Raw genomic sequence first — 14,305 nt, forward strand, 5'->3', positions numbered from 1 at the left:
AATGTTTTCTTCTTTTTGGCGCTGGTTTCAAAATACCCAACCAGTCAGTACTACCGGTACAGTCAGCCATACTTACTATTGGCTTAAAACGCTTATGTCAGGGGATATTGTTTACCACAATCCTCATTTCAAAGCGCCTGATACGGATGATCCTTCACTTCGCAAAGGCATTGCAATTTATTGCGTTCATGGCACAGCCGATCAACCAGGATCCTTTGCGAGAATAATTGAACGCCTATTGGAGAAAGGGCTCCCCGATTATATCTCTACTATACATTTGGTTTCTTTTGAACAGCGATATCAAGGAAAGGGTATTAAGTTTTTTGCACGCGAATTGATGAAGAAAATACGTGCCAACGAACACGAACATGTCATTTTTATGGGGCATTCCAGAGGGGGACTCATCATTTCACGAGCAGCAGAATATCTTGCTGCCCATTGGGGTGTCGCTGTTCATTCTTTATTTTCCATCTGTGCGCCTTATAAGGGTTCGGATTGGGCGATGAAGCCAATATCCATGTTTTCTACCTCGGTCTCTCAAATGGAAGTGAAGTCGAAACTACTGGAGCAGCTCAATGAGGCCGTTAGCAACAGTAAGAACGACTATCATTTTATTGGCGCAGAAGAGGATGCGATTGTTGCGCCCGCTGCTGCCTGTGTTGATAAGTATGTTGAAAAACACCCTGCCTCCAAATTGGTGCTAGATCGGCATGGCCATTTATCAATTATGTCCTCATGGCGTTTGGTGTCCTATATTCAAACACAATTAGTGGAGCTTGGTAATCGATTATTTCCCAAAGTCCCTGAAGAATCTTTGTCAGAGAAAGATTTTTATAAAGCACCCAACTATTAAGAATAGGGGGGCATACCCGTCTAAATTAAAATTTAACACCTCCATCCTGAGTATCCCAACCACTGTGGCAAACATCAAAAAAGACGACCGTCATCCCGAACGTAGTGAGGGATCTTCTTTGTATCAGGAGATGTCTCACTACGTTCGACATGACGTATGTCATTAGGAGCAAAGTGAAGCAATCCAGAACAGATTTTTGTTCAAAGAATGTTAACTACGTTGAGTACTTTTTTTCAAATTGAGCTAATTTTTCTTCCAGTCGCCATTGCAAAGTGGCTTTTTCACTGGTTTTAATAAATTTTAGGCACTGTAGACTATGTAAATGTTCACATTCCTTTACAGGTTTGGCGCTTGCAGCATCAAGCCAAAAATTTTGGCCAGGTAGAAAACTATAAGTTAGTGCATTACGGTTTATTTGTTTTAATTCCGTGTAACTAAGATTATGATCCATGACAGCCTTCACGTACTCTCGGGTCAAATCAGTGCGCAATATTCCTTCATCATCCGTTGATAGGACAACCGGTACATTATTTGTTAAATAATAGCGTAAAGGATGTTGCTTGCCTTGGATATTAAGAATTTTTTGATTACTGGTTAAATTAACTTCAACCGCAATTTGCTGTTTAGCCATTTGTTTGAGGAGTTGTGAGACATTATTTTCGTACGCAATAGCGGTGCCATGACCAATTCGTTCTGCATGCGCAATATTGATTGCTTCAGTAATATGGGAATTTAAAACGTCAGGGACTACAGCCCCCGGTTCCAATTCACCCGCATGCAAGCTTACATGCACGTTTGGATAGGCTTGCCGTAAAAATGCAAAGACTTTCATTTGTTGATGATAATCACGCAGGGAAATCAAACCATCTTCTGGTTGTACCAAATTAACAGCAACAATTTCATTGGACTGTGAAGCGGCAGCAAAGCCATTTAAGGCTTGGGCAAAAACTTTTTCCAAAGGCTGTTCACGCAACACAAAATATTGAAATTTTACAGTCAACTGACAAGCGTCTTGCTCAGGTTGCTTATCGCAATTTAAAAGTTTTTTTGTTTTTTGCAAAAGAGCAGAGGTCTCATTCACCGTAAAGCGTATATTGTTTTGAAAATCTGGGTTTGCCAGTAATTTTGTTTTCGCTTGGATAAAGGACCCACTTAAAAGGTTTGGATCAGCAAATCCTGTGGAATTAGCATTGTCCGGCAAAATCATGACTTCCATATATTGTTCATGTTGATTGGCCGCTCGTTGCATGATTTCAGTAAGAAGTTCTGGGCTATGGTTAGTGATTACAGGGATGAATTTATAAAAACTATTAAAAAAATGGTCGTGACCTGATTCCTGAAGGGGTTGAAAGTTTTTCATAGACCAGGCTTCAATGGTCTTTTCATAAAAATTAGGTCGGTTTATCACTTCCTGAATGGGAATACCTTGGCAATCCTCAACGATTTTAGTGAGGTTAAATGTATTTTTACTTAAACAATAATTGCCTTTGGCAACGACAGACAACATGGTTTCAGGATAAGCTCCGCCCGCGAGATGGTAGTGCAATTCACCACCTTTAGGCATGGCTTTAAGAAAGGCATACAAGGCATTTGGATCGTTTTTAATCGTATCAAAGTGATTGTGGATATTATTAGCAAAACTAAAGGATTGATTAATTAGAAAAAAGCCAAGAAATAAAATTTTAAAAAAACGCATAATTCAATGAACAAAACAAGTAGGTTTCAATTATCTCATAAATGCTAAAAAGCACCTAATATCTTACACAGGGAGTATAAAAAAATAACATATGCGGGAAGCAGGGTAGGGGCTATACAATAGCCCCTGAGTCTCATTGGGAAGTGAATTAACGTTTGGCGACAGCTAAACCTTTCAGGATAGTCAATGCTGCATACAGTTGGTAATCCTCATGCAGCAGTGTTTCATCATTTTTAGAGGTTACTGTATTTTTTTGTTCAACACCTTCACTCTTATTAAGCAGATGACCATTCAAATCGGCCTCGCTAAACCCTGCAAATGCCTCTGCTTTATTTTTATCAGCTTTAGGCACAGAAATTTCTTCAACGACGATATCTGGAGTAATACCTTTAGCCTGTATTGAGGTGCCAGCTGGAGTGTAATATAAAGCAGTGGTCAATTTGATGCCGCGTTTTTCATCCAGTGGTAATACGGTCTGTACAGACCCTTTTCCAAAGCTTTGAGTGCCAAGAATTATGGCTCGCTTGTTGTCTTTTAATGCGCCAGCCACAATTTCAGAAGCAGAAGCAGAACCATTGTTGATTAAAACAACAAGCGGTGCATTATCAAGAATATCACCAGGGTTCGCCAAGGCTGTGAATTTAGAGCCGGGTAAACGTCCTTGGGTATAAACTATTAAGTCAGATTTACCATTTTTTCCTGAGTCAAGGAAAGCATCAGAAACCTGAATTGCTGAGTCCAATAAACCCCCTGGGTTATTGCGCAAATCCAGAATAAGCCCTTTTAACTTCCCTCCAGATTCCTGCTTAAGTTGGGCAATGGCTTTTTCCATATCTTCACCTGTCATGGCTTGGAATTGGGTTAAGCGTATATATCCGTATCCATCATCAAGCAGTTTACTTTTAACGCTTTTAATGAGAATTTTTTCACGTACCACAGAAAAAGTAAGTGGTTTATTTTCTCCTTTCCGCAAGATAGTTAAATCAAGGGTGGTGCCTTCTTTTCCACGCATCAGATCGACGGCTTCTTTCAAAGTAATCCCTTGGACGGAACGATTACCCAATTTAATAATATAATCACCCGCTTTAATACCCGCTTTAAACGCAGGTGTATCCACTAAGGGGGTTACTACTTTTACGACACCCTCTTCCATAGTCACTTCAATGCCTAAGCCGCCAAATTCACCACTGGTTGACATTTGTAATTCTTTAAAAGCATCTTCATCGAGGTAGGTGGAGTGGGGATCCAAACCATTTAGCATCCCTCTTATCGCATTATCAAACAATTCTTTATCGTCCACAGGCTTGACGTAATATTTTTTAATTTGCCCAATGGCATTGGAAAAACGTTGTACGTCTTCCATCGGTATTTTGCGTGTCGCTGTCTCTTCAGTCGTATTATTCATTTGAGCTGCAGTAAACGCCGGTGTCGGTAAAACAAAAGCGGTTGTGACTAAAGCGATGACTGCTTTATAATAAAACCGTTTGTTGTGCATACTGTTTCTCCTTGGTAGTTTGGCGCGCAACAAGCGGCCAGCTCCGGGTATAAGTATATATAGCAATATAGATGCCAAGGGCAATTAGAGCTTGGGTAATAAATTCGCTATCCTTAAACCTTATTGATATTTAACGGGGCGTCCTGGTCTTGGTAGATAAATACTTACACTCCAATCTGAACTTTGGCTCGGTCTACAGAATTTATTAACAGCCTCTAAAACAACCATTCAAGCGGTGGAACCGCTTTACCACGGTGTCTTACTTCGAAGTATAGCCCGTTTTGTTTAAGTCCGCCGCTATGGCCTACCGCGGCAATAGCTTCCCCTTGCAAGACACTACTACCTTTCGATTTAAACAGCGATTGATTGTGAGCATAAAGCGTCATAAACCCTTGTCCATGGTCAATAATTAAGAGTAATCCATATCCGTTTAACCAATCACTAAAAACAATTTTACCCGGATAAACGGCAGTAACAGGTGTTCCTTCTGCGGCAAAAAATGTCACTCCTTGATTCATTTTTTGGAAAGCATTGCGACTTCCTGGCACTGGTCTTGGTAGTTTATGCCGCATTTGAGTAAATGGCTTTTTGGCTTGCATCACGCTTTGTAAAGCAAGAGTTTTTAGCAGGTTGGTAAGGTTATCTTTGTTACGTTCATATTCCTCAAGCATATGTTGTTGGGTTTGAATTTCATTATTAAGTGATTGAATGACGGCTGTATGGTAATGTTTTGTATGCTCAAGCTGTTGTTGGTGGCTATTTAGTTTATTTTGTAACTGTTGTTGTTCTGTAAGCTCTGTCTTTAGTGAATCCTGATTGAGAGTAATGTTGCGTTTGGTGTTATCTATCTGATCAATAATCTTTTGACGTGACTGGATTAGGTATTGATAAAAGGTCAATAAACGACTGATTGCATAAGGCTCATCTTGATTTATTATCCATTTAAGTGGTTCATATTGACCCATTTTGTAGCGTGTTTTCACATGAGTGGCTAGTAATTGTTGTTGCACGGCCAATTGCTTATTCAACTCATTAAGATGCTGCTGTAACATGACAATTTTTTGTTGCTTGGATGTCATATCATTTTGAATGGTGCGTAACTGCCGTATTCCTTCGCCAATTTGCTTTTCTGTGGCTGCAAGTTCTTGGTTTAGCACCCCACGTCTGTCGTTAGCAGAGGCTAATGTTTGTTTTAACTTATGAATTTGGCTGTCTAATTTTTTTAATTTGGTTTTCGTTTGCACAATGGCAGCACTTTCGGACCAAGCAGAATTAATTAAAAAAAGAAAGAGTACGCAGCGTAACACTGCAGAAGTTTTAATCTGTAAAGTCATTCATTTTCCACCAATAAAACTTCCCCAGTCATCTCAACAGGTATTTCAAGATCTAACAATGTTAGCATGGTGGGCGCAATATCAATTAAGCTGCCTTGCTGACGGTTAAAATGCCAGTTTTCTCCAACAAAAAGGAGTGGGACAGGCTGGCACGTATGCGCCGTATGGGCCTGCTGCGTCGTTTCGTCAAACATAGCTTCTGCATTCCCATGATCTGCTGTAATTAACAAAGCGCCTCCTTTCTCGGCTACAGCTTTTCCCACATCGTGCAGACAACGATCTAAACATTCAATCGCCTTTATTGTTGCTTTAAAATCACCGGAGTGCCCCACCATGTCAGCATTAGCATAATTGCAAATAATTACATCGTAGGCATCACTGTGTATGGCGTCGACCAAGGCATGGGTAAGTTCGGGTGCACTCATTTCTGGTAGTAAATCATACGTGGCTACTTGAGGAGAGGGGATTAGAATTCTATCCTCATTTTCAAACGCATGTTCTGAACCACCGTTAAAGAAAAAAGTGACATGAGCATATTTTTCAGTTTCGGCAATTCGCAATTGGCTTAAACCTGCTGCTGCAACCAATTCGCCGAATGTGTGATTAAGTATTAGAGGGGGGAAAGCACATTCGGTTGGCAAATTTTTGGCATAACGGGTCATGGTAATAAAGTGAGCCAGGTTCGGTTGCCGGGCACGTAAGAAACCGTCAAACGTTTCACTAATAAAGGCATGCGTTAATTGTCGCGCCCTGTCTGCTCGAAAATTAAAGAAGAATATTGAATCGCCGTCTTCAACAGGGCTAGGATTACCAATAATGGTTGGGGGGATAAATTCATCAAATTTATTTTCTAAATAAAAATGTTGAATAGCCGCTTCTGCCGTTGAAAACTGAAAATTACTTTGACCTTCGGTGAGTAGGCGATAGGCAAGAGCACTTCTTTCCCAGCGTTGATCGCGGTCCATGGCGAAGTATCGCCCTGTGAGGGAGCATATTTTCCCAACGGGATATTGCTCCAATTGGTTATTAAGGCGTGCAATACTCTGTAAGGCACTTTGCGGTGGCGTATCCCTGCCATCCAAGAAAAGATGCAAACATACTTTGTTGAAACTATATTGATGGCATAACGCTAAAAAAGCGAATAAATGCGCTTCATGGCTATGTACTCCGCCAGGCGAGAGCAACCCCATAACATGCAAGTGTTTGTCTTGTTGCTGAGTGTCTTGTATGACGTTATGAAAGGCTTCGTTGCTAGCGAACCCCCCATTTTTGATGGCATTATTAATACGCGTAAAATCCTGGGGAATAATACGCCCTGCACCAATATGCATATGGCCAACTTCGGAATTTCCCATTTGTTCATCAGGTAAACCAACCTCATGTCCTGAGGCATCGAGTAATATATGAGGATAGGCAGACCACCACTTATCCCACTGCGGGGTATCTGCCAAGGCTATAGCATTATGAGGTATTTCTTCTCGATAGCCCCAGCCGTCAAGAATAATTAAGACGAGTGGTATCCTTTTTTGCATTACAAAAATCTCATCATTTAAAAGCAGAATTATATACTGCTTTTAAATATTTCCTAGAAGTTTACTTGATTAGATCGAGGCAAAGTCTTGTTTAGTTGCAATAGAAATAACGTAGGATTTGTTCTGTTTAATATTAAACACGACTAGTCTAGGCCAAGCCTCTGTAATACAGTACTTAATATTTTGCTCTAAAGCAGTTAGACTATCAGCCATTTTGAATGTTGGGTGAATGGGTTGAATGAGAGAATACCTCAACATGTTGCCATTATTATGGATGGTAACGGACGTTGGGCACAAAATCGTGGGTTGTTAAGGGTTGAGGGGCATCGCGCCGGGGCTGAAGCTGTCAAAACAGTTATCCGGTGTTGCTTACAACATCAAATACCTGTTTTAAGTTTATTTGCTTTTAGCAGTGAGAATTGGTCTAGACCAGAGACAGAAGTTGAATTTCTTATGAGACTTTTCATTGATGCGCTGGGTCGTGAGGTGCAAGAACTTCATCAGCATGGTATTTGTTTACGTTTTACTGGGGATAGAGCAGGATTATCAGTAGAATTACAAAAGCAAATGCAAGTAGCAGAAAATCTAACAGTGGGTAACAAGCGATTAATTCTGAATGTGGTAGTTAACTATGGTGGCAAATGGGATATTGTACAAGCCACAAAAGCAATTGCTACACGGGTAGCCACTGGGGAATTAAAGATTGAAGCCATTAATGAAGGTGTGATAAGCGAAACCCTTAGTACCCATGGTTTACCTGAGCCTGATTTGTTTATACGAACAAGCGGAGAACAACGGATAAGTAATTTTTTCCTTTGGCAGTTGGCTTATACGGAGCTGTATTTTACAGAGACTCATTGGCCAGACTTTACAGCAGAGGAATTTAAAAAAGCATTAGCAAATTTTAGTCAGCGTGAGCGTCGTTACGGTAAAATTTCTCAGCAAATCAATAAGGCAAAACATGTTTAGACAACGTCTTATCACTACTTTAATTTTAGTACCGCTGGTTCTTCTTGCGCTTTACTATGCGACAAACTTGCTATTCGCCAGCATGATAACATTGCTGCTTTTGGGATGTGCTGTTGAGTGGTTGCAGTTAATCCCCCTCAAGCAGGTGGTGCTTAAATTTGCTTTTATAGGAATCATATTCCTCTTAGCCTGGGTATCTCAGTTTGCGTTTAACAGTTGGCTATTCGCAGGATTTATTGTTTGGTTCTTGATTTTAGTGGCAGTAATTTCTTTCCCTGCATCTGAAGCAATCTGGGGGCATCCTTTGGTGGTGGCACTTGCAGGTCTGCTGGTTTTACCTTTATTTGCACAAAGCTTGATAAATATTCATGCCCAGGAACAAGGCAAGGCTTTAATTTTATATCTTTTATTATTAATTTGGGCGGCAGACATTGGGGCGTACTTGGCTGGCAAGCAGTGGGGACGCCATAAGCTAATACCTGCTGTAAGTCCTGGAAAGACTATCGAAGGTTCCCTGGGTGGATTTATATTAGCGTTACTAATTGCCCTGATTGCATATTTTTATTTTCAGCCGCAAAAAAGATTAGTTTGGTTTGGGATCGCAGCGGCAACGGCATTAATTTCAATATTGGGCGATTTGTTTATTAGTATTCTTAAAAGAAGGGCTAAACTGAAAGATACGGGTCATTTATTACCTGGCCATGGGGGAGTCCTGGATCGCCTGGACAGTTTAATTGCTGCCTCTCCCTTATTTTATTGGAGTTTACGTTTATTAGCCCCTGGACAATAAATATGATTGCAACCTTATTTTATTTTTTTCTTGCCTTGTTAGTGCTAATCACTGTGCATGAATATGGCCATTTTATAGTAGCGCGCCTTTGCGGTGTAAAAGTATTACGCTTTTCATTTGGCTTTGGTAAGGTTCTGGCTCGTTGGCACGACAAACAAGGTACAGAATATGCGTGGTCACTCTTTCCTTTGGGTGGGTACGTAAAAATGCTTGATGAGTCGGAAGGAGAGGTGCCGGCCAGCGAGCGACATCTTGCCTTTAACAATAAATCAGTTTGGGCACGTATTGCTATTGTAGTGGCTGGGCCATTCTTTAATTTTTTACTTGCTTTTTTAGCACTTTGGCTAGTTTTGGTGATTGGGATACATTCTTTGGCGCCCATGATTGAAGAAGTAAAACCTAACAGCATTGCTGCAATGGCAGGGCTTAAGTCCAAGCAAGAAATTGTGATGTTAAATGATAAAGAAATTGACAGTTGGCGGGATTTTCAATTTGCCCTCATGCCGCTTATTGGTAGCAACGAAGCGATTAATATCACTGTTAAATCATTGGGGGATGGGAAATATACCTCTCTGGTTTTACCACTGGATAGTTGGAAGCTTGATGCAAAAAATCCAGATCCTTTGGGCAGTTTGGGCATAGTGCCCTTTATTCCTACTATTCCTCCTATTATTGGTGAGGTGGTGGAGGGTTCGCCGGCGGGTATAGTGGGTTTGCAACCCGGGGATATAGTTAAAAAATTAAATAATAAGCCTTTGAATGATTGGCTTGATTTAGTAAGTTATGTAAGGGAGCACCCCAACACCGCGCTAAGCTTATCTGTCCTTAGACAAGGAAAAATGCATGATTTTTTTATTCGTACAGGGGCAAAAGATGTTAATAACAGCAAAGAAGGCTTTCTAGGCGTTCGCTCACAAAAAGTGGATTGGCCTTCTCAGTGGCTTCGTGTAGAGCGTGAGGGCCCGTTAGAAGCGCTGGGGACTGCTTTTGTCCAGACAGTTGAACTTACAGGGGCTACCTTTTCGCTCATTGGGCGCTTCGCCACGGGGAAACTAGGTATTAAAAGCATTAGCGGCCCTGTAGGAATAGCGCAAGGCGCGGGGGAGTCTGCCCGCAGTGGTTTAGCCTACTATCTGTCCTTTTTAGCCATAGTGAGTATTAGTTTAGGTGTTTTAAATTTACTGCCTATACCAATGCTGGATGGTGGACATTTATTATATTATTTAATTGAAATTGTGCGTGGAAGGCCTCTCTCTGAAGAGATAAGATCTTTTGGCATTTATTTGGGGCTGGTATTCTTGGTTGCCTTAACAATTTTGGCATTAAGCAATGATTTGTCGAGATTAATTAGTTAACAAATAGTGTTTTGATTTTACTTAAATAGTTGTAAAAATACACTTAAATTGGGATGGTATTGCTTACTCTGAACCAAATTTCAAAAGAGGGATTTTCTTGACACGCTCAGTCAGTTCCTATAAAAGGGGTGACAAATTATATTGTCTCTGGAAATTATTCCAGAATTAGTTCTGTAGTCCTGGACGTAAAATAATAATGAATAAAGTCAGTAAAAAAATTGTTTTGGGTATTTGTTGTGCGTCAATGTTAACTTGGTCGATACATGTGCAGGCCGCAGAAGGATTTATTGTACGTGACATCAAAGTTACAGGTTTACAACGCGTTAGCACAGGTACAGTATTAAATTACTTGCCCGTTCAAGTCGGTGAAGAGGTTAATTCTGCTTCTACCGCCCAAATTATCCGGGCTTTATATGACACGGGTTTCTTTCAATCTGTATCCCTTGAGCGTCAAGGAAATACGTTAATTGTAAACGTCGTCGAGCGAGCAACTATCGGTTCGATTACTACTGTAGGTAACAAAGAAATACCCAGTGATAAGCTCAAAGAATTGCTGAAGCAGATGGGACTAGTGAAGGGACGGGTTTTTCAACGTTCTTCACTTGAGCGTTTAGAGAAAGAGTTAAAACAGGCTTATAATGCCCGTGGTAAATACAATGCGCGGATTGAAACAAGTGTTGCTTCGCTGACTGAAAATCGTGTGGCTATTACTATCACTATTTCTGAGGGACGTGTTTCTCGTATTAAAGAAATTAAATTTATCGGCAATCATGATTTTACTAAAAGTGAATTGATGCCGGAAATGTCTTTATCCGAAAGCGGTATATTTACTTATTTTACGAAAAAAGATCAGTATTCGAAATCAGCAATGGATGCTTCTTTGGAAGCGCTGCGTTCTTTTTACCTTGACCGTGGTTATCTGAAATTTAATATTGTTTCTTCACAGGTACTATTATCGCCTGATAAAAAAGATGTCTTTATCAATATTCATATTGATGAAGGCCCACAATATCGCTTTGCTGGCTATACAGTCGTAGGTAAAACTATATTATCCCGAGAAAAAATTGACTCCTTAGTCCAGGTGAAACAGGGAGATGTGTTTTCGCGTAAAAAAGTTACCGAAAGTATTTCTGCCATTGGTTTGGCTTTAGGGGACATTGGCTATGGGTTTCCTGCCATAAATGCTGAGCCGCGTATTGATGAAAACAATAAAACAGTATTTATTACCTTTATTATTGAGCCTGGTCGTCATGTTTATGTACGACGAATTAATTTCCGCGGAAATGTTAAAACAGCAGATTATGTAATGCGAAATGTGATTCGCCAGGATGAAGGTAGTGTATTGTCGCTCCACAATATCAAGGAATCTGAACGACAGTTAAGACTTTTGGGTTATTTAAAAAATGTCAACATTAAAACAACACCCGTACCAGGAACTAACAACCAGGTCGATTTAGACGTTGAGATTGAGGAAGCTCCTTCGGCGGAGGCTACTGCATCACTTGGTTACGGTACAAATGGACCACAGTTTAATGCAGCGTTTAATCAACATAATTTTATGGGGACAGGCCGCTCTATTGGGGTTGGATTTAATGCCAGCTACTGGGGGCAAGATTATTCATTAAATTATTACAATCCCTTCTATACAAATACAGGGATTGGACGAGGTATTAATCTTTACTATCGCACTGTGGATCCGAAAAAGCTGGATATTTCAGCTTATTCATCCGATCAATTTGGTTTTGATGTGAATTACAACATGCTACTTTCAGAAAAAAGTAGCTTTCAATTTGGCTATGGATACCAGGATTTACGCATAAAATCTGTAGGAGCAGTCACACAAATTCAGAACTTTGTGAATCAACATGGCCGTGATTTCCATGAAATTCGTTTATTCACAGGTTGGAATCGCAATAGTTATGATCAAATCCCCTTTCCAACGCGAGGTTTAAATCAACAGGCAAGTGTTCTGGTAGCCCTACCTGCCTCATCTAATTCTTTATCTTATTACAAGGCTAATTATCAAGCCCATTTATATCAACCACTTTTTAAAGGGTTTATTTTTACAATATTGGGTAACCTGGGTTATGGAAATACCTTCAATAATGAAGGATTACCTTTCTTTGAAAACTATTATGCAGGGGGTATTGCATCTCCAGGGCAGGTTAGAGGTTATCAAAGCTACTCTTTAGGCCCCCGTGACAGCAGGGGTAATGCGTTAGGAGCAAACTTTTTAGTCAACGGCAGTGCAGGAATTGTTTTACCTTATCCACTGAGTCGAGATACAGTAAGAACAACCATTTTTGCTGATGCCGGTAACGTCTTTATAAGGGGTACCCCTTCTTATTTGAGTGGCTTTGGCGAGGGCCCGTTACGCTATTCGGCGGGTATTGGTGTTGAATGGCGTTCACCTTTTGGTCCCTTGGCTTTCAGTCTTGCCAAGCCACTAAACAGACAGCCATGGGATGATCAACAGGTCTTCCAGTTTACTTTGTCCTCTGGTTTCTAATTAGACGCAGCGTAATAAATTTTCTTACGCTGCTTGTTGATGTTCTTAGTATAAGCCTGCACGCTTATTAATTTGATTATGGTTTGTATGTCAGTGATATTATAAATAGAACAATTAAGTCAACTAATGAGCATTGACGTAAAGAAATACTTAGTTATAGTTATCGCAACCTACGTTGAATTGTGCTAGCATCTGAGACTTTTAATTAGGAGATTAACGATGAAGCGTGTGAGTGGGTTTTTAGTTGCTTTTGCGTTGGTGTTTTCTACTGCTAATGCATTCGCAGATGCTGCTAAAATTGGCGTGGTTGATTTGCAAAAGATTATGCAAACATCGAGCCAGATGAAAGCAATTCAACAAAAGCTGGAAAAAGATTTTAAACCACGTCGTGATAAGCTTGTAGCGATGGAAGAAAGTTTAAAGAAAGACATGGAAAAATTCAAACGTGAAAGTGCAGTAATGAGCCAAGCTCAGAAAAAAGAAATGGAGAAAAAAATCATTGCCACACAACAAACGTTTGAAAGAGAAGGGCAGCAATATCAGCAAGAGTTGAGTACAGCACATAATGAAGCAATGGAAGAGCTCTACAGCAAAATTCGCAAAGCTATCAACAAAGTGGCTGAGGCAGAAAAATACGACTTAATTCTGCAGAAAGATGCTACTCCTTTCAGTGTTTCTAAATTGGATATTACTGAAAGTGTTATGAAAGAAATTAACTAATTTTTCGTGAGTCATTATAGTCTTGCCGCATTGGCCCAACATCTGGATGGCGTTTTACATGGCGATGCCTGCAAACCCATCCAGGGCGTTGCTTCCTTAAGCCTGGCTAGTCAAACGGATTTATCTTATTTTAATCACCCCACTCTTATGGAGTCATTAGACAACACACAGGCTGGGGGAGTGCTGGTTACAGAGACTTTTTTACCCTATTGTCGTGGAAATGCTATCGTTGTTCCTGATCCTTTATCGAGCATGGCCATGGCTGCTGCTTTATTTATTCCGAAAATGAATTTTTATAAAGGCGTGCATCCGACTGCCATCGTGTCTCCGGATGCAACCATCGGTAAAGAAGTATCAATAGGTGAAAATACGGTTATTGGGCCCGAAGTAATTCTGGGGGACAGTGTTTTCATCGGCGCTAATTGTGTGCTGGAAAACAGAGTTACTGTGGGTGCACACACCATTATTCATCATGGTGTTTCTTTGTTGCATGGCGTTAAAATTGGAAATCGGACTGTCATTGAAAGCGGGGTAATTGTTGGTGCAGCCCCTTTTAATAGTCATAAAGAACAGGGATGTTGGCATGTAGGGCCTGCAGTAGGTGGTGTCCTTTTGGCTGATGAGGTACGTCTTGGTGCAAATACCGTTGTTACAAGAGGTAGTCTTGGGGATACCTTCATCGCTAGCGGTGTTCATATTGATAATTTGGTCATGATTGCACATGATGTTATCATTGGCGCAAATTCAGCTGTTGCTGGATGCGCTGTTATTGGTGCATATGCGCAGTTGGGAGAACACTGTATAGTTGGAGGCGCCAGTTGTATTGCCCCCTACGTGCATTTAGCGGATGATATTGTGATAACTGGAATGTCGACGGTGAATAAATCTCTAACAAAGCCGGGAGTCTATTCATCAGGTACGATGGTCTGCGAGCATAGCCAATGGCGGCGTAATGCTGCTCGCTTCCGACGACTTGACGATTATATTACTCGACTTATTAATCTTGAGAAAGAAAGATCGTGGACAGACAGTCATAAAGATAGCATTTAAAA

11 protein-coding genes are annotated in these 14,305 nt (G+C 40.6%); 7 read left to right on the top strand and 4 right to left on the bottom strand.

Annotated elements, in window-relative coordinates; all coding sequences use genetic code 11:
• Position 1: 1 nt before the first annotated feature.
• On the top strand, positions 2-853 hold the full coding sequence (locus Ljam_RS13270) for an alpha/beta hydrolase (protein ID WP_058450470.1): 852 nt from the start codon (positions 2-4) through the stop codon (positions 851-853).
• Between the two features lie 214 nt (positions 854-1,067).
• Here Ljam_RS13270 and Ljam_RS13275 read toward each other — a convergent pair whose 3' ends face one another.
• From Ljam_RS13275 to gpmI, 4 genes are all read right to left on the bottom strand, one after another.
• The gene (locus Ljam_RS13275; RefSeq protein WP_058450471.1) at positions 1,068-2,549 is read right to left on the bottom strand and encodes an adenosine deaminase family protein; all 1,482 of its coding nucleotides are present in this window, start codon (positions 2,547-2,549) and stop codon (positions 1,068-1,070) included.
• A 148-nt stretch (positions 2,550-2,697) separates the two neighbouring features.
• Positions 2,698-4,044 (bottom strand): S41 family peptidase, encoded by a 1,347-nt coding sequence (locus Ljam_RS13280; protein ID WP_058450472.1) that lies wholly within the window; start codon positions 4,042-4,044, stop codon positions 2,698-2,700.
• A gap of 215 nt (positions 4,045-4,259) precedes the next feature.
• Positions 4,260-5,378: a murein hydrolase activator EnvC family protein gene (locus Ljam_RS13285; RefSeq protein ID WP_058450473.1), complete on the bottom strand. Its 1,119-nt coding sequence runs from the start codon at positions 5,376-5,378 to the stop codon at positions 4,260-4,262.
• The gene (gene gpmI, locus Ljam_RS13290; RefSeq protein WP_058450474.1) at positions 5,375-6,910 is read right to left on the bottom strand and encodes a 2,3-bisphosphoglycerate-independent phosphoglycerate mutase; all 1,536 of its coding nucleotides are present in this window, start codon (positions 6,908-6,910) and stop codon (positions 5,375-5,377) included. Before gpmI ends, Ljam_RS13285 begins: the two co-directional genes overlap by 4 nt.
• A 234-nt stretch (positions 6,911-7,144) precedes the next feature.
• On the opposite strand from gpmI, the gene uppS reads away from it, so the two are divergent.
• The 6 genes from uppS to lpxD all read left to right on the top strand — a co-directional run bounded on the left by uppS (position 7,145) and on the right by lpxD (position 14,303).
• Entirely contained in the window at positions 7,145-7,879 is a 735-nt protein-coding gene (uppS, locus tag Ljam_RS13295; protein WP_058450834.1) for a polyprenyl diphosphate synthase, read from the top strand.
• Positions 7,872-8,669, top strand: a complete 798-nt coding sequence (locus Ljam_RS13300; RefSeq protein WP_058450475.1) for a phosphatidate cytidylyltransferase — start codon at positions 7,872-7,874, stop codon at positions 8,667-8,669. Before uppS ends, Ljam_RS13300 begins: the two co-directional genes overlap by 8 nt.
• 2 nt (positions 8,670-8,671) lie before the next feature.
• Positions 8,672-10,024, top strand: coding sequence for an RIP metalloprotease RseP (gene rseP, locus Ljam_RS13305; protein WP_058450476.1), 1,353 nt, complete (start codon positions 8,672-8,674; stop codon positions 10,022-10,024).
• Positions 10,025-10,220: 196 nt separating this feature from the next.
• A complete protein-coding gene (gene bamA, locus Ljam_RS13310) occupies positions 10,221-12,533 on the top strand; it encodes an outer membrane protein assembly factor BamA (RefSeq protein ID WP_058450477.1) in 2,313 nt (770 codons plus the stop codon).
• A 219-nt stretch (positions 12,534-12,752) separates the two neighbouring features.
• Entirely contained in the window at positions 12,753-13,253 is a 501-nt protein-coding gene (locus Ljam_RS13315) for an OmpH/Skp family outer membrane protein (RefSeq protein ID WP_058450478.1), read from the top strand.
• 6 nt (positions 13,254-13,259) lie between these two features.
• Positions 13,260-14,303 carry a UDP-3-O-(3-hydroxymyristoyl)glucosamine N-acyltransferase gene (gene lpxD / locus Ljam_RS13320; RefSeq protein ID WP_058450479.1) on the top strand — a complete coding sequence of 348 codons (1,044 nt, stop codon included), beginning with the start codon at positions 13,260-13,262 and terminating at the stop codon, positions 14,301-14,303.
• The last annotated feature ends 2 nt before the right edge of the window (positions 14,304-14,305 follow it).

The organism is Legionella jamestowniensis (assembly GCF_001467745.1).
In the GTDB taxonomy this organism is placed as follows: domain Bacteria; phylum Pseudomonadota; class Gammaproteobacteria; order Legionellales; family Legionellaceae; genus Tatlockia; species Tatlockia jamestowniensis.

What these genes read in the sequence shown, in the direction of transcription:
- Ljam_RS13270 (WP_058450470.1), top strand. Translation starts at nt 2, where the DNA reads ATGTTTTCTTCTTTTTGGCGCTGGTTTCAAAATACCCAACCAGTCAGT.
- Ljam_RS13275 (WP_058450471.1), bottom strand. Translation starts at nt 2,549, where the DNA reads ATGCGTTTTTTTAAAATTTTATTTCTTGGCTTTTTTCTAATTAATCAA.
- Ljam_RS13280 (WP_058450472.1), bottom strand. Translation starts at nt 4,044, where the DNA reads ATGCACAACAAACGGTTTTATTATAAAGCAGTCATCGCTTTAGTCACA.
- Ljam_RS13285 (WP_058450473.1), bottom strand. Translation starts at nt 5,378, where the DNA reads ATGACTTTACAGATTAAAACTTCTGCAGTGTTACGCTGCGTACTCTTT.
- gpmI (WP_058450474.1), bottom strand. Translation starts at nt 6,910, where the DNA reads ATGCAAAAAAGGATACCACTCGTCTTAATTATTCTTGACGGCTGGGGC.
- Ljam_RS13300 (WP_058450475.1), top strand. Translation starts at nt 7,872, where the DNA reads ATGTTTAGACAACGTCTTATCACTACTTTAATTTTAGTACCGCTGGTT.
- rseP (WP_058450476.1), top strand. Translation starts at nt 8,672, where the DNA reads ATGATTGCAACCTTATTTTATTTTTTTCTTGCCTTGTTAGTGCTAATC.
- bamA (WP_058450477.1), top strand. Translation starts at nt 10,221, where the DNA reads ATGAATAAAGTCAGTAAAAAAATTGTTTTGGGTATTTGTTGTGCGTCA.
- Ljam_RS13315 (WP_058450478.1), top strand. Translation starts at nt 12,753, where the DNA reads ATGAAGCGTGTGAGTGGGTTTTTAGTTGCTTTTGCGTTGGTGTTTTCT.